Annotated in this window: 21 protein-coding genes; 19 read left to right on the top strand and 2 right to left on the bottom strand. The window is 37.3% G+C overall.

The features are described 5' to 3' along the window. From P343_RS28510 to P343_RS28480, 7 genes are all read left to right on the top strand, one after another. Complete coding sequence (locus tag P343_RS28510) at nucleotides 1-1,302, top strand: YycH family regulatory protein (RefSeq protein ID WP_023510252.1); 1,302 nt, start codon at nucleotides 1-3, stop codon at nucleotides 1,300-1,302. Further along, entirely contained in the window at nucleotides 1,299-2,114 is an 816-nt protein-coding gene (locus P343_RS28505) for a two-component system regulatory protein YycI (RefSeq protein ID WP_023510251.1), read from the top strand. Before P343_RS28510 ends, P343_RS28505 begins: the two co-directional genes overlap by 4 nt. Before the next feature lie 58 nt (nucleotides 2,115-2,172). Continuing rightward, nucleotides 2,173-2,967: an MBL fold metallo-hydrolase gene (locus P343_RS28500; protein WP_023510250.1), complete on the top strand. Its 795-nt coding sequence runs from the start codon at nucleotides 2,173-2,175 to the stop codon at nucleotides 2,965-2,967. 271 nt (nucleotides 2,968-3,238) lie between these two features. After that, nucleotides 3,239-4,477, top strand: a complete 1,239-nt coding sequence (locus tag P343_RS28495) for a S1C family serine protease (protein ID WP_023510249.1) — start codon at nucleotides 3,239-3,241, stop codon at nucleotides 4,475-4,477. 559 nt (nucleotides 4,478-5,036) lie between these two features. After that, entirely contained in the window at nucleotides 5,037-5,516 is a 480-nt protein-coding gene (rlmH, locus tag P343_RS28490) for a 23S rRNA (pseudouridine(1915)-N(3))-methyltransferase RlmH (protein ID WP_023510248.1), read from the top strand. 50 nt (nucleotides 5,517-5,566) lie between these two features. Beyond that, nucleotides 5,567-5,917: a very short patch repair endonuclease gene (locus tag P343_RS28485; protein WP_023510247.1), complete on the top strand. Its 351-nt coding sequence runs from the start codon at nucleotides 5,567-5,569 to the stop codon at nucleotides 5,915-5,917. Between the two features lie 362 nt (nucleotides 5,918-6,279). After that, complete coding sequence (locus P343_RS28480; protein ID WP_023510246.1) at nucleotides 6,280-7,788, top strand: DNA cytosine methyltransferase; 1,509 nt, start codon at nucleotides 6,280-6,282, stop codon at nucleotides 7,786-7,788. Between the two features lie 39 nt (nucleotides 7,789-7,827). Here the strand turns inward: P343_RS28480 and P343_RS28475 are convergent, their stop codons facing one another. Further along, entirely contained in the window at nucleotides 7,828-8,736 is a 909-nt protein-coding gene (locus P343_RS28475; protein WP_023510245.1) for a BsaWI family type II restriction enzyme, read from the bottom strand. 616 nt (nucleotides 8,737-9,352) lie between these two features. Between P343_RS28475 and P343_RS28470 the strand changes: the two genes are divergently transcribed. Then, nucleotides 9,353-9,655 carry a hypothetical protein gene (locus tag P343_RS28470; RefSeq protein ID WP_023510244.1) on the top strand — a complete coding sequence of 101 codons (303 nt, stop codon included), beginning with the start codon at nucleotides 9,353-9,355 and terminating at the stop codon, nucleotides 9,653-9,655. Here P343_RS28470 and P343_RS28465 read toward each other — a convergent pair. Then, nucleotides 9,647-10,237 (bottom strand): hypothetical protein, encoded by a 591-nt coding sequence (locus P343_RS28465; RefSeq protein ID WP_023510243.1) that lies wholly within the window; start codon nucleotides 10,235-10,237, stop codon nucleotides 9,647-9,649. The two genes, P343_RS28470 and P343_RS28465, sit on opposite strands and share 9 nt — an antisense overlap. A gap of 603 nt (nucleotides 10,238-10,840) precedes the next feature. On the opposite strand from P343_RS28465, the gene P343_RS28460 reads away from it, so the two are divergent. The 11 genes from P343_RS28460 (at nucleotide 10,841) to P343_RS28415 (ending at nucleotide 22,674) form a co-directional block, all read left to right on the top strand. Beyond that, nucleotides 10,841-11,254 carry a hypothetical protein gene (locus P343_RS28460; protein ID WP_023510242.1) on the top strand — a complete coding sequence of 138 codons (414 nt, stop codon included), beginning with the start codon at nucleotides 10,841-10,843 and terminating at the stop codon, nucleotides 11,252-11,254. A gap of 44 nt (nucleotides 11,255-11,298) precedes the next feature. Beyond that, nucleotides 11,299-11,883 (top strand): hypothetical protein, encoded by a 585-nt coding sequence (locus tag P343_RS28455; protein WP_023510241.1) that lies wholly within the window; start codon nucleotides 11,299-11,301, stop codon nucleotides 11,881-11,883. A gap of 211 nt (nucleotides 11,884-12,094) precedes the next feature. Beyond that, nucleotides 12,095-13,972 carry a DUF927 domain-containing protein gene (locus P343_RS28450; protein WP_023510240.1) on the top strand — a complete coding sequence of 626 codons (1,878 nt, stop codon included), beginning with the start codon at nucleotides 12,095-12,097 and terminating at the stop codon, nucleotides 13,970-13,972. A 163-nt stretch (nucleotides 13,973-14,135) separates the two neighbouring features. Next, a complete protein-coding gene (locus tag P343_RS37620; protein ID WP_023510239.1) occupies nucleotides 14,136-14,258 on the top strand; it encodes a hypothetical protein in 123 nt (40 codons plus the stop codon). Beyond that, nucleotides 14,251-15,894: a recombinase family protein gene (locus P343_RS28445; RefSeq protein ID WP_023510238.1), complete on the top strand. Its 1,644-nt coding sequence runs from the start codon at nucleotides 14,251-14,253 to the stop codon at nucleotides 15,892-15,894. The genes P343_RS37620 and P343_RS28445 overlap by 8 nt, the downstream gene beginning before the upstream one ends. A 46-nt stretch (nucleotides 15,895-15,940) precedes the next feature. After that, the gene (locus P343_RS28440) at nucleotides 15,941-16,195 is read left to right on the top strand and encodes a hypothetical protein (RefSeq protein ID WP_023510237.1); all 255 of its coding nucleotides are present in this window, start codon (nucleotides 15,941-15,943) and stop codon (nucleotides 16,193-16,195) included. Nucleotides 16,196-16,322: 127 nt separating this feature from the next. Continuing rightward, nucleotides 16,323-17,063 (top strand): HTH domain-containing protein, encoded by a 741-nt coding sequence (locus tag P343_RS36405; RefSeq protein WP_152525283.1) that lies wholly within the window; start codon nucleotides 16,323-16,325, stop codon nucleotides 17,061-17,063. A gap of 122 nt (nucleotides 17,064-17,185) precedes the next feature. After that, nucleotides 17,186-17,749, top strand: a complete 564-nt coding sequence (locus P343_RS28430; protein WP_236620348.1) for an EcsC family protein — start codon at nucleotides 17,186-17,188, stop codon at nucleotides 17,747-17,749. A gap of 27 nt (nucleotides 17,750-17,776) precedes the next feature. Then, nucleotides 17,777-18,655 (top strand): flagellar hook-basal body complex protein, encoded by an 879-nt coding sequence (locus tag P343_RS28425; protein WP_023510234.1) that lies wholly within the window; start codon nucleotides 17,777-17,779, stop codon nucleotides 18,653-18,655. Between the two features lie 118 nt (nucleotides 18,656-18,773). Beyond that, on the top strand, nucleotides 18,774-19,856 hold the full coding sequence (locus P343_RS28420; RefSeq protein WP_023510233.1) for a hypothetical protein: 1,083 nt from the start codon (nucleotides 18,774-18,776) through the stop codon (nucleotides 19,854-19,856). 757 nt (nucleotides 19,857-20,613) lie between these two features. Further along, complete coding sequence (locus P343_RS28415; protein ID WP_152525282.1) at nucleotides 20,614-22,674, top strand: hypothetical protein; 2,061 nt, start codon at nucleotides 20,614-20,616, stop codon at nucleotides 22,672-22,674.

The raw sequence follows: 22,674 nt of genomic DNA, 5'->3' as shown, positions 1-22,674 counted from the left end.
ATGCACCGCGAAATGTTCAAATCGATCTTGCTAGGCGCACTTGTGCTTGCGAGTGTGGCCATGACCTCAAATATACTATTCTATAAATCGGATTTCGAGAATTATCCTACGAACTCGGCGAAACAAGTGGCCATTGCGCAGACACGCAAATTGACCGATGTTATTCGCCCGAATTTGATGCTTGAACTGAACTCGAATGGCGAATTTGGACAAAACAGCTATGGACGCATTCAAAAAGTATACAGCCTTCTCCAGCAATCTGTTTTTAACAAACTGACGACGTACAATAATAAGGTAAGCCGTGGGGATAATCCTTCCTATAAACTTATCTTTCCGGCCCCGCTCACACGCGATGCGCTGACTAAGGTCTTTCAGTTTGATGAAAAGTCATCGATTCCTAACGAGGCTCTGATCGACCGTATTGAACTATTCAGTTCGTCGAACGGACAGCGCATCACGGCCATTTTCTCATCACCTGATGAAAAGGATAAACTGTATGCAACGGTAGATCACATGAACATGAATAATTTAAAGGCGCTGTTCACCGGAACGAAACTTTATCCCTATGATCGCCAACCTTTAAAAGGTAAAGTCGTCTATCTGCCAGATGATAAAACGAAGATGCATTCAGAAGTCAGCTACTATGAAAAGCTGAAGCTGGAAGAATTCCTACCGATACTATTTCCAGATCCGGAGAACGTTTTTCCAACGCGGGGGAAAACAGCATATACCGATAGTGCGCGCCAGCTTGAACAAACCAATAATGTCATCCAGTTTGTAAATCCGAGTATTATCAGAAGCACTGAGCAAAAACAGGATCCGCTCATCGGAAGCCTTGTATGGATGAACAGCTATAAATTATGGACCGATGACTATATCTATCAAGGCACGGCACTAAAAAATTATCGTGGTGACGGAACAGTCACTTTCCGCATGACTTTAGGGGACTACATGGTCTTCAATACGGAAAATTATCCGAACTGGTATCTAAGCATGATCGAATTAACATGGAAAAGCGGCGAGCTCAGCAACTATAAAGGAACGCTGATAAATCTGAATCTGGTTGACAATCAAGGCGACATTATCCTTGATTCTGGAAAGAATATTCTGAATAAGTTAAGCCAAACCTCTGTACCGGTCAAAAAAATTGAAGACATGGCAATTGGATACGAACTGAATAACCCGCAACCGAATGATGATCAATCCATAGTGGCTACCCCAGATTGGTTTTATAAAATAGGCGGTCGCTGGTATTCTGCGTCTCGTGCGCTTTTGCCCAATGAGAAGGAGGACCCATCATGAATTGGAGCAGGACAAAATCCATCTTCATCATTTGCTTCCTTTTGCTTGATGTCTTTCTTGTCTTTGAGATGTACATGCGGCAGCAAGATGAAAACGTCGAAGATATTGCTGACCAATCAAGACTTCCTAAAAATTATAAAATTGATACAGTGCTTCCTTCGCCACCACAAGACGTAACCTTCCTTCGAGGAACACGTGTGGATTTTACACAACAAAATGTGGGTGTTGAAAACCTGTCTTATGTTGTGAGTGACACCGGAAAACAGAAGATCAATATTGATGCTAATGGATTGCAGATGATCGGTACATTTGCGAAGCCGCTCTCCCTAGGGGACATAAAAAACGAAGACGTACAGAAGGATCTTCTTGGTAAGGTCTATTTAGGCGAGGACTACACGTATTGGCAATCTGGGGAAGGTAAGGGTATCTTAAAATTTGTACAGGTATACCATAGCCGGCCGGTTTATCTCAGTATGCGCAATAAGATGCAGATGCTCGATTTTAAGGTGAAGAACAAGCATGTCGTTGGGTTCAGTCAGAGCTATTTAAAGCTTAGCTCGAATAAACACAGTCATGTGGACATTATCAATGCGGAACAAGCGATTAATTATTTGGTCGATCGGACCGACCTTGTTGGTTATTCAATATTACACATTAAATCGATTGAATTGAGTTATGTGAATACGGTTGTTGATGAAAATTCAGATCCGTTGATCTTTGTCCCAGCATGGCACATCGTTGTCCGCACGGGGAGCGGGACAAGTGATTATTTTATCAATGCGGTTTCTGGTAGTGTTCAGTCGATCAATTAAATGATATTTTGAGAGAAGATAGATTGCGATTTACGGATCACCCTTGGGAGGGGTCGAAGTGGTTTTTAATTTTAGTGTGCTGGCAAGCGGTAGTACTGGAAATTCGCTCTATATAGAAACGGAACAGCAACGTTTGTTAATTGACTGTGGTTTAAGTGGCAAGAAAATGATTGAATTGCTTGAGCAGATCGGTCGCCGTCCGGAAGACATTGATGGTATTCTTGTTACGCATGAACATAGCGACCACATTAAAGGGCTTGGCATATTTGCAAGGCGGTTTCACACGCCTGTTTATGCAAACCGGAGGACATGGCAAGCCATGTCCTCGGTGGTAGGCGATATTCCTACTGAGCAGAAGTTTGAATTTGCGGCGAATACAACAAAAGCGTTCGGCAGCCTGGATATAGAATCTTTTTCAGTTTCCCATGATGCGGCTGACCCAATGTTTTATCTTGTGCGCGACCAGGACAAGCAATTGACGATCGCAACGGATCTTGGTTATGTTTCTGAACATATAAAAGGGCTGATTCGCGACTCGGATGCGTATATCATGGAGGCAAATCACGACACAGAAATGTTAATGATGGGACGCTATCCATGGAGTGTAAAGCGGCGCATTTTGGGTGACACCGGTCACATTTCGAATGAAGAATCCGGCCTAGCGCTGACGGAAGTATTCGGAAATCGGACAAAGAAAATCTACCTTGCCCATCTAAGTAAAGACAACAACATGAAAGAATTGGCAAGAATGAGTGTTGGACAGCGCCTGGAAAGTATCGGCCTGAAACTTGGACGGGAAGTTGGTCTTTACGATACGGACCCAGATCACGCAACCTCTTTGACCGCCATTTAGGTTTATAAGCGCAAGATTGTGGTTATTCTTTACATAGAAACAACGGCAATTTTACGAAGCATATAGAAATAGTCACATAATTTTTATAATGGAAATATTCGGTGGTACATTAATGATAACGAAAAACTGTTAGAAGAAATTCAGTGTTTTTGATAAGGTCGTGCACGCCTTATTGAAAGGAAAAGAAGACCGGGAAGCTCTTAATCATAGAACGACCATTTCTTTTCGTATTCTGAACATCTTCATGGATGCAAAAGAGGAGGAATAGTGTATGGGGTATTATGATGACAACCATATAGAGAATGATCCGGAGACAGATGGAAAATCCCGTCAAACGCGAGAAACACGTATGCGTGGAGGCTGGTTCTTCTCCGGCTTCATAGGCGCCATTGTCGGTATGGTTTGCTTGCTGATCTTTGCTCCAATACTATCGGATCTAGGCGTTTTTCCATATCAGGTTTCAACGGGCGCGCAAAATGGTAATAATGTGAGCAATCCAACCTTCAACCGGCAAGTGAATGTCAATGTCACGTCGTCGGTTACGGAGGCCGTAGATAAGGTATCTCCGGCTGTGGTTGCCGTGATTAACCTGCAGAAAGCGAATTTCTTTGACAATAAGTATACCGAATCAGGTATTGGCTCAGGCATCATTTATAAGCGCGATAATCAATATGCTTATGTGGTTACGAATAACCATGTGGTATCCGGTGCACAGAAGGTGGAAGTTCGGCTGAACGATGAACTGAAAACCAACGCCACAGTTCTGGGAAAAGATGCGCTTTATGATCTGGCAGTACTTAGAATCCCGTCTAAGAACGTCAAGTCAGTTGCTGAATTTGGCAATTCATCAAAACTGAAGCGTGGTGAACCGGCGATTGCGATCGGTAATCCGCTCGGTTTCTCAGGATCGGTGACGGAAGGGATCATCAGCTCGACAAACCGGACCATTCCGGTAGAAAGCAACAACGCGTCGATCGAGGCGCAGGTTCTTCAAACCGATGCAGCGATTAACCCTGGCAACAGCGGTGGGGCTTTGGTCAACATTGCCGGCCAGGTCATCGGCATTAATTCATCCAAGATCGCTTCGACAGGAAGTGGAACCAATGAAGGCGTTGAAGGCATTGGCTTTGCCATTCCAATTGATGTTGCGAAACCAGTGATCGATAAACTCGAAACCAGTGGTAAGATTGAGCGGCCGATGCTCGGCATCAGCATTGTCGATCTGACGATGGTGCCGAATGAAGAAGTAAATCAGCTGCAACTGCCATCTTCTGTGAAAACAGGTCTTGTGGTCACGGACGTCCAGAATTCAAGTCCGGCCTCGACAAGCGGGCTTGAAGCCGGTGATGTCATCACGGAAATAAACGGACACCAAATTAAGAGTTATATCGAATTCTCCACATACATGTATACTCAGCTTCGTGCCGGTCAGACGGTCAATATCAAATACTACCGGATGGGTAAAGTTCATAATGCACAGCTGAAACTCGGCAGCAAGACCTTCTCTTAAGGTAAGAATCAAAACGGGTCAAAGGACATTATCAAAGTCCTTTGGCCCGTTTTATATTTTTAAAAAGAATGAAAAGTTATGAATGAATGCGTATATAAAAAAATAATCAGATTAGATAGTGGATAAGGGATGATTATGGAACAAAATCATAAGAACTGTGGACAATTTGTGCATACTAGCGAATAATTATCCACAAGTTATCCACGTTTGTGTAAAAACTGTTCATAACTCTGAAAATTCATCACAATTATGTATGTTAAAATGAAGTGATGCGAATGAAGAGGATATAGTCTACATGGCGGAAAAGCCTGATTTTATCGCATAAAACCATATGTGCAGAATGTATAATCTAGTTAAAAAACTAAGTTAAGAAAAAACAATCAATTTTGACAAAAAATACGCTTTATTGATGAAATTAGTTATCCACATTCGCCAAAATTCATCATTTTCTATTGCGTATATCTTGTGGCAAACGCGTGATTCCATACTGAATATAGCAACGGCCTGTGGATATGTGTATAAGTTCTGTGTATAACTCTGAATAAGGTTGGGATAAGTTGTGAATATCACGATTTTAACGGTGGGAAAATTGAAGGAAAAATATTTTATACAAGGAATCGGGGAGTACGCAAAACGGCTGGGACCGTATGCAAAAGTGACGATTATTGAGGTTCCGGATGAAAAAGCGCCTGAAAATTTATCTGCGGCGGAGGTTGAACAAGTAAAGCAGGCAGAAGGCGAACGGCTGCTGAAAAAGTTGCCTGCGAATGCCTATGTAATCGCGCTCGCCATCAAAGGCAAACAGATGCCATCAGAAGATTTCGCGGAAAAGATCAGGGAGCTTGCAACCTACGGACACAGCGATATCGCCTTCATCATTGGAGGATCGAACGGACTTAGCGATGAAGTCTTAAGCCGCGCCGATTTCCAGCTCTCCTTCTCCAAATTCACTTTCCCGCACCAGCTCATGCGACTGATCCTGATTGAGCAAATTTACCGCGCGTTCAAGATTATGAGGGGTGAACCGTATCATAAGTAAATGAGGTTTTTTTAGAAAAAGATAAGGATTTAATATGGAGGTTTTTTCAGTTGGATCCATTAACTAAAAAACAGCGCCACAATAATATGAGTCATATTAAAGGAAAAGATACAAAAATTGAACTAAAATTGCGGAAAGCTCTTTGGCATAAAGGATATAGATATAGAAAAAATTATAAGAAATTACCGGGAAAACCCGATATTGTTTTGGTAAAATACAAAATTGTAATATTCTGTGATAGTGAATTTTTTCATGGATACAATTGGGAGAATAAGAAAAAAAGAATTAAAACAAATGAAAAATTCTGGATAAAAAAAATCGAACGAAATATGAAAAGAGATAAAGAGATAACGGATGAACTAGAAAATATGGGATGGGTAGTTACATTTTTGGGGTTTTGAAATTAATAAAAATCTTGATGAATGTATAAATACTATTGAGGATAAAATATCGGAAATTGAAATGGGTAAGTATTACTAAAGCAAAATCTTAATAGTGATCGTTATTATTTTTCTTGTTTTATTAAAATAAATTAAAAAAATATATTATTTTTTGGAAGCACATCAATTTATGTATGTGCTCTTTTGGTTTTATGGGAGGAGTGAAAAAGGAATGAAGTCAAATTATAGGTGGTGGAGTGTTAATAGAAGGAATGTTATTATATGATTTATGCATTACTTTTATACAAAGCGCTGAATTGTATAATTTTTTGTATTAAGTATAATTAAATAAGAACATACTTTCCTATAAGGGGAATTCACTAATGAACAATATGGAACACAATGTCCTAAGCATAGTAGAACTATTCTCTGGTCCAGGCGGACTTGGCCTTGGATTTCACTTACAGGGCTTTAAATCAGTAGTAGCCTATGAATATGAAGATGATTGCATAGAAACTTATTCTGCTAATTTTCCCGATACAGAAGTTATAAAAAAGGATTTAGCTGAATTCACAGAAGAGGATATTGTTAAATTAAAAAAGATTGTAAGAGAAAAAACCGGGCGTGAAGATGTAGACGTTGTGATGGGGGGACCACCTTGTAGAAGTTTTTCCTCTGCTAATCCCAAGAAAAAAGTTGGTGATCCGAGAGATTTTTTATTTAGATCATTAATAAAAGTGGCGGCTGAATTAAATGCTAAGTACTTTGTCATGGAAAATGTGGCAGACTTAAGCAATAAAGCCACAGAAGGAAAGCATGAAAGAAAAATATTCCATGTAATCTTGAATGAGCTTTACGAGAAGGGTTTTAAATATATCAATTGCAATATCCTTAAAGCATCAGATTATGGTACGCCACAAACTAGGGAAAGGCTTATTATCTTAGCAACAAAAAATAAAGACTTGCCCCTAAGTTTTCCTAATCCTATATTTTTTCAGGATAAAGAACCGCGATGGAAAACAGTACAAGAAGCATTTCAAGACTTGCCTAGGGTAACAGCGCCTCAAGATGAAATTGTTGGTAAGGATCAAGAAAAGGTAATGCATAAGGATACGATTGGATATTATTGTGAAGAATATGGAGATCAACCGAAAAATGACTTTACTAATTTTTGCCGTGGTCTTAGTCAATCATATGGGTATGCAAATGAATTACCAATACGAGACGTTGAGATATTAGGAAATTTCGTTCTTCCAAATCACACAAAAAGAATTATACATCGTTATAGTTTGTTAAGAGAGGATGAAAGTCAGGGCAAATTAAGAGATAGGTTGGAGGAGGAACTTAGTCTCCAAGAATTTAATGAACTTCTTGAGAAAAAGATAATTTCAACTGGAACTTTTAGACAAAAGAATCGGAGAATTCCATATTCAAAACCTGCTAGAACTGTTACATCACATGTTCGTGAAGAATTTGTTCATCCACTGTATAATCGAAACCTTACTGCTCGTGAAGCTGCCAGATTACAAGGATTTCCCGATTGGTATATTATAAAGGGCAAAAATCAAAAACCATATAAGGCAACCGATGCAGATATAGGAAATGGACGGGATATTTATCAACAAATAGGAGATGCTGTTCCTCCGTTATTAGCCACTGCATTAGCTAACGAAATTAAGAGAAATCTGTTGAGTAAACCATTAAAAATAGATACATCAGAGCAAAGAAAAGCATGTGTTCAGTGGATTATTCAAAATGAAATATCAATTCTTGAAATAATTCGAGATAAAGTTTTTGAAAAATATACAATGAGTGATTTATTAACAGGAAATATTTCGTTTGCGGAAGATGGGTATTACAAAAATAAAAATGGTCAATTAACTCTATTATAAGGGCTAATTGACCTTATTTTTTTTTCGTATTTTTACTAATCAAACTTTTGGACGCCAGGATGAATTGATGCTCGAAGTGTCCATTAAAAGTGATTGTAAAACCTGTTTACAATGATCACCGATAAGTTCGTGCATATACTCTGTATTTCCATAAAAAATACTGGAATCCGTTTTTATGGCATTATCAAGGACGTAAAACCCGTTCCATGATTTCTTTGCACAGCTATTATATTGTCCACTTCTAGTAAAGCCGTCAGAATCCATTGCAATAATTATAGACCACAAATTATGCTCCATTGCCTCTTCACTTGACTTCATATTAATTTTTAATCTATCCCGTATTGATGTTTTGCACTGTATTAGACCAAAAAGCCGCCATTGTTCAAAAGAAGGAACATATTCAGCTAGAAACAAATCAAAATTCATTTCAGCAAGAATTTTTTTTATGAAAGAAATGTATTCTTGTTTTTTTGGAATGGCTAAAATCCCACCGTCAATGATGTCACCCTTAACGAGTAATTTCATTTCAGTTGGAGTAAATATTTTAATCTTGATTTTGTCAGAAGAAAGGAGCAGATTTTTCGTAATAAAATTTTCCCAAGCAACACCAGAAGAACGTCTCCAGCTTTGTTCAGCACTCATAAAAGTTTTTAAAACATCGCTATCAAGAAGAAAGTCAATAAAATCATTTGGGTTCTGAGGAAGTTCTGACATTTCCATATTCTCTTTAATAAAACTTGCAACATGTGCTTTTTCTAGTTCTCGCCATAATTTGAATGGTTGGAGATCTGGGTATAGCTGAAGCAGTTCCGCAAATGAGTCAGAAATTGCCTCCCTACGAGATTGGCCAATAATTGCCTTGTTTATCTTACCACCTGAATGAGCTTGAATTGAAACTTGAAACAACTTTTCATATACCTTTTGAATTTCTGTGAGAAGATTATCCATGATCATCCCGCTCCTTTATTGTCTGGTTAATTTATTGGTTTTATAGTATAACTAATCAGAAAAAATGTCAATATTGTCTGGTTATTATATATAAGGATTTTACTTTATAACAGGAATAATCACTAGATAAAAAAAGAAATTGAAAATGTATTATTGTAATTACATTTAAATTAGCTAGGGATTATTGTAGGAAAAACGCATCAAAATTTCTTTATAAAATTATATTATTAAATGGAAAATAAAGCTTGGATTTTATAAATTAATTGTCTAGTCAAACCTTAAATTTGGAAATAGCATTGATACTGTGGCTTCTATCTCAAGAAGAAGTTTTAAAGTGGCAAAACAATCGTGCCTTATATCATTAAAGGTGGTGAAGAAAAAGGTATGCTTTACAGCAATTGTTTCATACGTTCTCAAGAAGAGAGTATCTATTTATTTAATCTTTTTTGAAATGTAGAGATTGCGAAAACCTTGTGTAGTTTCATTGGATACAAAAATCAGATGACATTGATAAGCATTTGCCACATTGGCAGCTTGAACTCTTGTTTATCCTTGTGAAGTATTCAAAACGCCTGTTCTTTTCAATGCGGTGATCTAAATATAAGGGGGTACGAAGTTGTGCAATTTTAATAAAGATGACTTTGTTGAATTCATGCAGCAAGGGTTTGGAATTATTATAGATAGAAGCTTGGTTGGCGAAGAGTCGATTATTTTATATAAAGACGAACTGGATGACAAACTAATTTCTAAACAGCAAAAGAGTAAGCTCCCCGATCGGATAATCGTTCATATTTTTTCATATAATGAAAAAAGCGAGTGGCTCGCTGGTATTCTGTGTGATGAGAATACCAACGTTCCGCTCGTTTTGATTTGTATAAAAGATGGAAATCAAATTGTTGAGAAGCCAATTTCACCGTAATTTTCTCAATTTGATTTTCTTCTCTTTTTTTTTCTGTTCAATTTCTTTCTGTTTAATTTTGTTGGATTCTATTTGTTCGCTAGATCTTTCTTGGCATTTTTTGAAAATATTCAAGAAATTATTAGTTTCCCCTTTTATATATAAGATGATGTGATCTTGTCTAACATCATAATACAAAACAATATCCTCCATGAATGACTTGATAGCAATTGCCAATCTTTGGGCTATTTCAGGATCAGTTTTGAGTATTACTGTGTGGACTTCGTCTATACTTAATATTTCATTTAACTTAATAGCATTTTCAATGAACTTTTGTTGATAATCAAGTTCTTTTTTTGTAGGAAAGTGATAAATGTGATTTTCGTCGTATTTAATATTTAATTCATGAAAAGTGTTATTAACCATTGACCGATTTGTGTAAACGTCATAATCCTGTAATTTAGTAACCATATTATCAAGTGTTTTTATTGGATGTTTATTTAACACCTTTCGGAGTATATCAGGATCAAGTGTTTTCCTTTTAGATTTCTTTTTCGTTGTCTTTTTTGCCATGTTATCTTCCTTATCATTTGTTGTACTCATAATTGAATCCTCCATTTTTTTTAACTATTTTTTGGGGAGAAAATCTCCGTAAGGGATAGGTCATCAATGGTTAAATCGTGAAAAGCACATAGGAGATTGGTTACCAAGCATTGAAGTGTCAAAAACGAAAGAATTGAAATAAATGCATAGAGAATTTTTCAAAAAAGGGCTATATACGAATAATGTACCATATTTAATTATCAAATTTTATTTGGCTGATCAGTTTTTTTATTGTATAGTACCTGCAGAAGGAATTGATCAGCTCTAGGGGATCCGATTTCTTTCTGATAAGTCTCAAATTGGATGAATTCTTATTCCGTTAAGTTTAGCGCTTTGCTCTATGATTGCGTTAGCTAGGAATATGATTTTTATTCAATCCGTTCCTTGACAACTGAAAAAAGGAGGTGATTTTTATGTGTAGTAGTACATGAATCAATTATTTCCCAGTTTATTTCTTTTCCGAGTAACCCATTGCAGTCCATAGAAGATCATATATTGCAATGAAAACTTTAAATCCAGTATTTGAATTCAAGATCTATCATGAAAAATATTTTTTCAATATTCGGTTAATTAATCTTCTTTATCTGATAGGAGGTGTTTCTTATGTCCCTACGTGTAGGTCGCTTTAATGAGTCAGAAAACGAAAACCCCTTTTATCCTGACAGCCTAATCCCAGATGGAATAAATGAAGCTGAGTGGCCAAATATTCCCGAAGGTTTCACAAAATTTATGATTATGAAATGCTGGCAGGAGGAAATGTGGGGCAAGTATGATGGTCAGAGTAAGGTCACACTGAGACTATTGACTGGCGACGGTTTAACAGTCGAGAAGGTATTCTATTTGCTTTATGACAATATTAATTTGTACTGGTTTTTATACTGTATCCTTGGTGAAGAGCCGCACGGACAGCTTTCACTAAGTAAGTTGCATGGTATTGTATTCGAGGCAGTAGTTTCTTATCGCTTTACACGAAAAGCAAGGATAGTTTTGGATTTTTCAAACATTAAAGTTTTATAAGCAATTGGAAATTAACTTGAATTGAATCCTTAGGAGGCACAATCATGACATTAATGAGAATAGAATCATTGCCGGACGCTTACGACGAAGAAGAACAATCTGGTTTTTCTTCTCCTGTTGAATACTGGGATCACCAGTACGCATTAAAGATTAACGGAATACCCCATTCACCAATGATAGATCGGCAAAATGAAGATCCGATGGGTTTTTCATTCACAGATGACCAGAGTATTCAGGTCAGAAAGACACCATTATTGTCACCAGGCGTTTATGATTTTACCCTGAAGCGTGCCTATATGAAAAAAGTGCAGGGCAGCAAAGGAACGGAATTTCAATGCTTCTTCTTCCTATCAATCTTGGATTACAGTTCCACAGGGATAACACCAGAATTTTTGTATTCGTGTAACGTGTCACGCGACCCAAAATCAGAATTTGCTCAATTTCTTAATGGATATCGCTCTTGCTTTGGAACATCACAATGGCGGATTAAGGACTTGGAAGAATCTTCGGGAAAATTAGCAGTGTATTCATTAACAGGTGATTGTCCGTGTGAGCGATTAAGGGTACTGTCCAGGTCTGTAAGGCTAGAACGACGTTTACATTTGGCGTACTTGCAGTCGAATTCATGATAAGACCTTCTATACGAAAATACGATAAGCACTCAGTATTTTATTCAAGCGGGCCATGAACGATTCTTATGTGAATAACAATTAAAGTAAAATAGGGAATCGCTGAGACCTCCAATGTTATGGTAATGAGACTAGTTCATTAACTACAGGCCGATCGAGGCAGGTGAAATCAGCGATTCCTTAATAATTTTTGTAAAGGATATGGTTTGAAATGAGTGGAGAAATTCAAGACATAAATAGTAATGGTAATGAACAAAGTACCACATTAAGTGATCCAAATAAAAATAAGGATGCTGATCTTTCGTCAGATCAGAATCAAGTTCAATCTTCAGGCGAATTCTCTGAGATCATTTTTTATCCTTACAAAGTGAAGGGTAAAGAGTTGTTATTGATGACTGAGGGAGACAAACCCATCGCAAGAGCTGTAAGAGTAAAACGAGTGTTACGTAATATTGAAACAGGAAGTATTCAGCTTGAACTTGTTTTTTGGGCGTATGACGACTGGGTAACGGAAACTGTTCCAAGAGAAACCATTAAGCCCCGTTCGATGGATCGTCTAGCTGCTTTGGGAATGGATGTTTTAGGGGAAGGCAAAAAAGCACAAAAAGTAATTGAATTTATCAGTATAGCTGAGCAGTCGATCAAGCCAACATCAGTATACGGGAAACTGGGATGGGCGTATGATGTTTCTCCTGAATCGCCACCTTTTAAGCACTATCAGATCATCCCCTATACAGGTGGAAGCGCACTTTCAATTGATGTGAATCAATCAGAGTATGACGGAAGGTTTGATGTTGCACCTAAGGGTTCACTGAAAGAATATCTGGACATGATCAAAGCCGAGGTTACTGGACACCCTCCTTTAGAGTTAATGCTCTGTTCAGGATTAGCAGCTCCAATCGTTTCATTAATCGGTGGGAATGATCGAATTAACGTGGATTCCCTCTTGATTCATCTAGTAGGGAATTCGACGACTGGGAAAACTACAGCCGCAATGCTCGCAGTTTCAGGGTTTGGCAATCCAAAGGTGGCAGCAGAAAATTCATTGGTTCATTCTTTTAATGCAACCCCAAATTCGATGCTCAAATTATTGGAAGGAAACAATGGTATTCCGATGGTGTTTGATGAAACGACAATGAACAACATGGATCACAATCAACTAAGTACGTTTATCTATGCGGTGGCACAAGGAACAGCAAGAGAAAGGCTATCCAGGAATAACCCGGTGACAAACAGCTATGACATAGAGAAAGCTAATTCATGGGATACAGTTATTATTACAACAGGGGAAAGTTCAATCATTCAACACTTAAATCACAATCTTGGATTACGAGCCCGAGTCTTTGAGTTTGCCAATATTCCTTGGACTAAAGATGCAGACAATGCAAATGCCATTCAAAAAACATTACTTAAAAATTATGGCGTATTGTGTCAGCCTTTCATTGAAAAATTGACGGAAGTAGGTATGGACTCGCTAATTCAGTTTTGGGTTCAGATCAAGCAACAGATTATTAACGAACTTCCGGAAAGTAAGCTTAGAGATCGCATTGCGACAAAGTTTTCGTTCATTATTCTGGCAGCGAAAGTGTTCTCGAAGACGTTTGATATTGAATTATCATGTGACGGGATTTTAAAAATGTTGATTCAACAAGAAGAAGAGTCATTATCTGAAAGAGATATGGCAATGAACTTTTATGAGAGCTTGAAACAGTACATCATCCAATACCAGAAGAATTTTAAAAAGGGCATATTGCCAACAACTGAAAACAATGAGATCTGGGGCAGAATAGAGATAAAAAATGGAAAAACCTATTGTTATATCTTGAAAAACCAGTTCAGAAAAATCATGGACGATTTTAAATTTTCCGATGAAAAAGTCCTTCTTTCACAATTAAAGGACTTTGGGCTGCTGCATCATGAGAAAGATAAGTTTCAACAACGTATTGGCGTTTTCTCGAAAAGTGAAGAAGCTCAGAGAGAACAGGCAACAGGTAAATCAGGATATAATCCAAAAGGCGATTACACTTATTGCATCTTATATGAAGGAAATATAATTAGTGATTTTTTGGATGAGGAAGAACAGGCATAATGGAATATCCCCCTTATCCCCCTCGATTCTTGAAATTTATATTTTATCAAATTTTTTGCAAAAAAATTTATTAAAATGAGTATGTCATAGTTCGATTATGTGGGGGAACAGGGGGACTTCAAATTGTTTTCTGAATTTATATTATTTTAAGGAATGAAGATAGATGCAAAAAGAATATCAGTCACAGAAAATTGATTTGTTTGTCGGGATGATTGCAGAAATGGTTTCTGAGTATATCGACAAAGAAAGATATATTGAGGGGAAGGAGAAGCAGAAAAATGGGTGATGCATCAATTGCTCCACTAAAAAGAGCTGCCATTTATGCCCGCGTTTCCACGATTGAACAAGCGGAAGAAGGTTATTCGATCGATGAACAGCTCCGACTACTCAACCAGTGGTGCGAGAAGGAAGGGTATGAAGTGTATCATGAGTATGCTGATCGAGGGATCAGCGGAAAGAGCATCAAAGCTCGTCCCTCCCTCCAACACCTTCTTGATGATGCGATGAACCGGCACTTTGAAGTCGTGATTGTTTGGAAAATGAACCGGCTTGCTCGTAACATTCTGGACTTATTGAATATTGTCACCGAATTGAACCGCCATAATATTGCCTTTCGTTCTTACTCCGAAACGTTGGAGACAGAAACACCAGCGGGGCGCTTACAGTTCCACATGATGGCCGCGATTGCTGAGTTTGAACGTGGGACGATCGCTCAAAACGTCAAAATGGGGATGTTGGCCCGTGCTCGAGAAGGCGAATGGAATGGTGGACAAGTCTTAGGGTATGATATCGTAAAGCTTCCATCAGATGGGAAGAAAAGGATTCACACAAAACTGGTCGTCAATCAATCTGAATCCAATACAGTGAGGGAGATTTTCAGGCTGTATACATCAGGCTATGGATACAAATCCATAGTGAATCGGCTTAATACAGCGGGCTATCGAAGCAAGAAGGGGAATCTCTTCTCCATTGCGACCGTCAAGACCATTTTGACGAATCCCATTTACATCGGCATGATTCGTTATAATGTTCGGCGGAATTGGAGCGAAAAAAGACGAAACGACATCAACCCCCATCCTATTATGGTAGAGGGAAAGCATCAGCCAATAATTACGAATGAACAATGGGAAAAGGCACAAACGGTACTCAAGAGCAGGAGCCACAAGGCAAACCGTGTGCATAGTGGGGAACATTTACTGACAGGATTGATCAAATGTCCTGCCTGTGGTGCGAGTATGGTTCTTGGGAGAACGACGAACCGAAATAAAGATGGTTCTAAACGAGTGCTTGAGTACTATGTGTGTGGTGCATGGAAGAATAAAGGTACGTCAGTATGTCATTCAAATGGGGTGAGGATAGATCAGGCAGATCAATACGTTTTAAAAAAGCTAAGCCGATTAGTCAATAGTGACCGTTTGGTTCGTGATATTGTCAATCGATTGAATCGTCAAACTAAAGAAGTCGACGCCCCGTTTCAGAAGGAAAAAAAACAGGTTCGAGACAGCATCGACAAAATTGAACTTAGAAAAAAGAAAGACTTGGAACTTTATGAAGACAGTATTCTAAGTAAAAGTGAATTGGCTGAGCGAATGGAACAGCTCAATGGTGAACAATTGAAGCTCAAGACTAGATTGGGACAAATTGAAGATTCTTTGCATAATGAATCTCAGCGTGAAGTTTCTGTACAGATGATTCGGGAAACCATGAATCGGTTTGGTGAGTTTTTTCGACAATCCTCTTCACGGGAACAGCGAAAGCGATTAATGGAGCTGTTAATCGACAAGATCACCATTGGAGAAGATCGAACGGTTCATACGATACGGATTCAATTTAATAAGGAACTCCTACAGTACTTGAATGTTGAGGGGGAGAGATCAAAAAATGATCTCTCCCCCTCTTTTTGCATCTATATCGATCTATAGGACAAAAAGAGTAACCAAAATTCTATTGCCATTTGGAGGAATAATCATGAATATTACCACGATATTTCGTCAATACATTCAAGAACATTGTCCGCATTTGAATGATAATGAATGGATTTTAGATGATGCACTATTTAGAAAAGAACAGTTGAAAATGGAGCACTTAAAGAGAGTGCTGCCAGAAGGCGACACCCTCTTTAAGTGCTTTTGTTTTATTCATGCCCATGCAGATATTGCTATCTATATTATTTTGGATCAACAGGGAAAAAAGATGTACACAATTGGTTCAATAACCATATAACCCACAACCAATTTGGGAAATTCCCAAAAAAAATAAGTCCAAATGCCTAACAAAATCAACGAACGGACATATAGTGTCCAAACCATTTGCTAAATTAACCTCGTGTAGATAACAGATAGTAGTTTCATTGGACAAGGTTGTGATCCTTGTGGGAGAAGAGCGCAACAGAATTGATCGAATCCTCTTCCTATATGACAAGCTGATTATGGGAGATATCGTATATAAAAGTGAACTAACTACTCAGTTTAATGTTCATGAACGAACAATTCGTCGAGATATTCAAGATATAAAATATTACATGGCAAGATTCTACATCAACAGAGACATTATGTATGACCCCAAAGTCGGTGGTTATAGACTCATTTACTCAGAATCCATTCAATTATCATGGAGTAGATGGATCGCTCTATCAAAGGTACTGCTAGATAGTCAACTTCTAACCAAAGCAGAAAGCATGCAATTTATCCATTCGGTTGCATCACAATTGGATAAAGAGAAACACCAGAAATTTATAGCCAATATGCGTGCGAATCTTAATCACTATAAATCTGAGCGTCAAAAAAATCGCATGCTGGACAAGGTAGAGCTTGTTTATCAAGCTTTATCACATAAAAAAATGCTTTATCTGGTACAGGAAAATAAGGCTTATACGTTATGTCCAGTGGGCCTTGTATATAAGCAATCACATTTTTTCTTGGCCGCACTTCTAAATGAACCCCTTCACAAAGAAACACAGTATAGTCTCAAACCGGTTCCCATTATGATTCGAGAGAATTTATCAATAAAAATTGATTCTGCATCTTTCACCTTGCCTCCATCCTTTTCCTTTGATGAAGAAGAATTCAAAAAACGATGCATGCCGCCTTAGAGACATGCTCAACGAATTCAAACTGACCAGGAGGAGGGATAAACATCGCTTTATTAACGACAAAAAAAATGATGTCGGTTTTAGACTGGTGCTATGACAAATCTTTAAATGGATTACCAACCATGCCGTCAGCATCCGAACTTGCTGAGCGGTATCTCAAGAAACATCATCATGATTCTGAAGCAGCCATTAAAGACTTTATTCATTGGCAACATGCCAAAGTAGGGACAAGCGGTTTTCTCACTGGGTTAGGTGGCTTGATTACACTTCCTGTTGCCATCCCTGCTGATATTTCTTCTGTACTGTACGTGCAAACACGCATGATCGCCGTCATCGCTTATATCCGAAATTATGATTTACACGACGATCAAGTCAAAACGTTTGTTTTCGCATGTTTAGTTGGACAATCGGGTGTCAATATGTTGGCTAATGCCGGAGTACAAATTGGACAAAAGGTAACCATTCAAGTGATTAAGCGAATTCCAAGACAGGTGTTGGTCACAGTTAACAAGAAAGTTGGTACCAGACTGATTACAAAATTTGGGCAAAAGGGAATTGTTAACCTCGGGAAATTTGTTCCTGTTATCGGCGGCATTATTGGTGGGACAGTGAATGTCGGTAGCAATTTGGTGATTGCACAAACAGCAAAGAAAGTATTCACTCAATTAGATTTGACCATTTCATAGATCTGTGTGGAAGGAGGAACACCGTATATGTCTATGCTGCGTTCATTACAATCAGGCATAAGCGGATTAAAGGGATTTCAAACAGAATTAGATGTGGTGGGCAATAACATTGCAAACGTCAATACAACAGGATTTAAGAAAAGTCGTATTTCGTTTGCGGATGCAATGAATGATACCTTGTCGCATGCACAAAAATCACAAAATGGTGAGCAGGTGGGACTAGGTACAAATGTTGGAGCCATTGATACGTTACATACAAACGGTGTTGTCAATCGTACGAGCAACCCTTTGGACGTAGCAATTAATGGTAGTGGATATTTTATATTAAGCTCACCCGATCATCCAAGCACAGACCCAAACCTTTTTACCCGTGACGGTTCTTTTCATTTAAATAACAATGGTTTCTTAGTCAACGCGAATGGCTTATTCGTTCAGGGACGATTACGCGATTCAATTACTGGTGAAGTTGTTCCGCCATTTGGATCAACCGTTTTATTGGATAATATCAAGCTTCCCAAACAGGCGGATCTTCTAGGAGATAACAGTGGGAAAAAATTGATTGTCTCAAGCGTATCTATATCAGATGACGGAATCGTCCGTTATCGATTGACTGGAGACGATGAAGACCATGAGGCAGGCCCTATAGCTTTGGCACGTTTTCCAAATCCGCAGGGGCTTGAAAAAATGGGTAACAATATTTATCAGGATAATGCAGCCTCAGGTGATGATCTTTATGATTTGAATACTGAAAAAAAGATTATTGCAGGTGCACTTGAAGCATCAAACGTTGATCTAACCGATGAAATGACGGAGCTGATCAATGCACAAAGAGCTTATCAATCCAACGCAAGAGTCATTACTAGTGCAGATCAAATCCTACAAGAATTGGTACAGTTGAAAAGGTAAACACAGAAATTAAATTCGGTGACGAGCAATTACATGATGCTTGTCATTTTTTTTCTTTAGTGTTTTTATTCAATAGAAATTCATTTGTATGATGATGTAGAAAAGGATGGAATAACACATGAAAATCTTATCCTATTATTTTTTGGCGATTGGCACGTTCTTCCTCATTACTTACATGATGATGACGATTAGTAAAATAACGAAAAACAAAAAAGGGGGGGCTGCTAAGATATTCCTTGTCTTCATTGTTGGTATTGCTTTTATTTGCTCAGGTGCTGTAGTTTATCTAAAATCTCCATTTTTCCTAAAAAATTTATCCCAAGCGACAAGAAATACACTGAAACACAAGTCCGAAAACTCAGCTCAACAAAATTCAAATCGTATAAACACACAAAAGCCAGTAACAGGTTTTGATTCTGCAGGATCAGTGCGGCCAAAAGTGTATTATCCATTACTAAAAAGTTGGGGGGATAAGGGAGAACGCATTTACACAGATGCGGACAATACAAAAACATATGTAGATGGGGCTTACACAGTTGTTATGTTGCCTGAAGGGATGAGAGCGTCAATAACAGATGATGATGGAGCTTCCGTGTATCTACCAGAAAAAGGATACCGAAATAGAAAGCGGATGTATACAGATTACAATTATTCAATTAGCAAGATCGATGGAGCAATTTATGTCGATATTCTGAAGGGCGTAACATTTGATGATCAGTATCATGTAGGTGGAAAAACATCAGAACAAATTCAATCTTTTGCCGCGGATGATTCCAGAGCTAAAATGTCCTACATTGATTACATATACAGTAAATGGCCTTTGCAGAAACCTAAAAAAATCGTCGATAATCCGCTCCTTGTCGGTAATTGGAAATATGAATCCAAGGACTTACTAGATAATACGCATACCCTTATTCAAATGTCTTATTCAAAAGATGGATTTGTTACAATAGATACATCTTTAATCAATGGACTTCCTGGTATGGCAAAATACAAACTAGAGCCTCTTGGGAAGAATACATATAAGCTATATCTATATCCGACAACCGTAAAAGCAGATAGTAACGGTGGTGGAACATTTGTCGCATCAGATCCGATAAAGAGGAACTTTCTAGTCTACATGAATAGCAAAGATTCTTTCGATTTAGTCTTTTTTGATGATAAATTACAAAGAAGAGATTTGAAAATGCAACGGAATTAACGTTAAAGATGGGAAAAATGCTATTTTTGCAAAAAATTGGCTTAGAGAATAACCATACCTAAACGAGCAGTAATTTTGATACCTCAAATATCAATATATTTGAGGGAGGGGGATCAGAAAAATTATTTTTCGTCTTTATATGTTTTGCTGATGCTTGCATTATTTATTTGCTACGAAACTAAGAGGGCCAAAAAAACCTTTCAACTGGCTTTATTGAAAAAGAGAAACTAATTCATCACCCTTGGCAGGCAAGACAATGTTTAGGCCGATAACTTTGCTATAATTGACCTGTTGGTTAATAATATTAATGATTTATGAGCAAAAATCGTAATATCCCACGAGGTGTATTTTTCACCGATGACGAAGTTATCGAGTGTAGTAAGGGTTCGAATTCATTATCAAATTGTCTTTAATCCAAGCGCGTGCAGAGAAGCATAAACCAGACTTTCACCAGGCGCTCTTGGTATACCAAATCTTTGCATCTACTTGTATAGATCACCAATTTTTTTAAATGGCTGATCATTCTCTTTGAATTACTGACCTTGTTTTTTATTTCTTAAGCAAGGCTTGGATGGCTCTAATGCTGGATTATCAACCTGACTAAACAGAAGATCTTTGCTTGTTCAACCATTCATTCCATCACCCCCTAACCATTATGTAATAGAAACAAAAGTTCTCAGAGTTTCAATCATAAGATATTAGAACAATTGACCTAGACTGAAATGAATATTATATATAGCTAAGGAAGGTGATCCAATTGATGAAGGCGTTATCTGTTTTTTGTAGTGATGAAATAAATAAAAAAAATTTGAAAATGACCATATCAGCAATGGAAAAAGCAATTGTAAATTCAATTAATGGGTTTCCAGTATATTTTGGTCATAATCACCATAAGCCTATTGGTTGGACACAGCCACTTGGCTTAGTTATTGAACCCAGTATTGTAAAGGCGTTGGGAGAAGGATATATTGCTGAAAATGCCATTGATGAAAAAAAAGTTAAGAGCAGAGTTTTGAGTTATGAATACGCTAAAGAATTAGAAGATGTCATGCCCTTTAAAAATGAACTAGATACAAAATTGTCGCAGTATTACACGGGAAATAAAAAATATTGCAATAATGAAAGCGCAGCAGTTGTAGACCGGGGAATTGTGAGACGTGTGTTCCCAGACCTTTTTAAAAATGAGGATAAGAAGGGGTTAATAGATATTACTAATCTGAATCCTATAGCTCCTGGAGTTTTTAAGATAGAAGATTTTGTTGTATTTGCGCATAATTATTATAGACGCTCTTTGTCTAGATTGAATAGTTTAAATATAGAATTTCTAGAACTATTGCAAAAAACGAGCGAGAATAAAGATTTAAAAGTCAAAATAGCCTTAGATGAAGACTTAATAGGTCTTGTAAAATCATATGGAATGAAATTTGAATTTCAATATTGGAGAGGCCCTTACTTTACAGATAATTTATCGGTAATACCAGATGGTGTGACAATATATGAAGCAAGTGAAGATGAGAAATTATTCATGGGTGTTTCTAGTACAGAATTAGGTTGGTATTTTCAGGATGGGAAAAGAACCTTTGAATGTGAAGAAATTGCAGACGAACCAAGTTACGGGATAAGCAATGATCATTTTGGATGCAGGTATGTTCATTCAATGTTAGATGATTCGACAAATTATCCAATTCATTTAGACGGAGCTATTAGATTATATGACGAGGAAAAAATGGCGTCTCGATTAGAAATAGATATAAAACATGCTCCAAAAAACACAAAGTATACCAAGTTATGGAGAGTAGATGGCCAAATAGAGGTAAGTCTATGGAAAAGACTAATTGGAGACTATTATAGAGACAACAGTTTAGTAGGTGAATATCTTGAAGGCAAGCAGGAAAAATCAAAGAATGAAGTGAATATACCAGCAGAAGAAGTACATCAGTTTAATATTTTAAATTATATTCCAAAAATAATAAATCCGGGAGATGGAGTAAGATTATTGATTTCATACAAAAAACATCATGGAACCAATTATAACAATGACGTTTATTTCGAAATAAATGAATGCATTTACGATGGTGAAAATGAGCAACAATGCATTGATAACTGTGTTGTGGGCCTAATTAAATTACTGAAAAGTGATCACATTAAAATTGATCTTGATGGTGATATTAATTTTATTGAGTATAATGACTTAATTACAAATTTTGCGACCGTTAAATTTCAAGGAAAAGATAGTTTTACAAATGCTAGAATTATTTTAAATAATATATGTAAAATTTGTGAATCATGGGCAGGTAAGGGACAAAATAGATTAATTTCATTTAATCTAGGTTTAGAGTATGAGCAAAATGATATTTATTTTTCGTATATTGGGTATGTGAATGATATCTTAAAATGGTTTAAAGATGGTTTTATTGATTTTCCAACCGAAGAAGACAAAATGGGTAATTGGTGTGAACAAACAGCAGTAAATATGAAAAATTTATTTAATAATGACACAAAAATGGATATTAAACGAGTGCTTAACGAAAATGGAACATTTACAATACCAAGACATTTTCTAAGTGAACAAAAATTCAAGTCAAATTGGGATAAGGAAAAACAATGTGAAGTAATAAGTTTACAGTTGAAAAAAGAAGAAATTAAATTTATCAGGAAAAACAATATAGGTATAAATAGACCTTGCTGGATCAAAAAATCTAAATGCTCAAAGTGTGGGCACAATTACAGAGATTGTAATTGTATAAAGGAAGTTGACGAAAATGTTAGAGAAATAATATTAGAAAAAGTATTCCTCAGCCCATACTGGATTTCATAA

Origin of the sequence: Sporolactobacillus laevolacticus DSM 442, from assembly GCF_000497245.1 — a bacterium.
Classification (GTDB): domain Bacteria; phylum Bacillota; class Bacilli; order Bacillales; family Sporolactobacillaceae; genus Sporolactobacillus; species Sporolactobacillus laevolacticus.
This window is presented reverse-complemented; position numbering and strand designations above follow the sequence as displayed.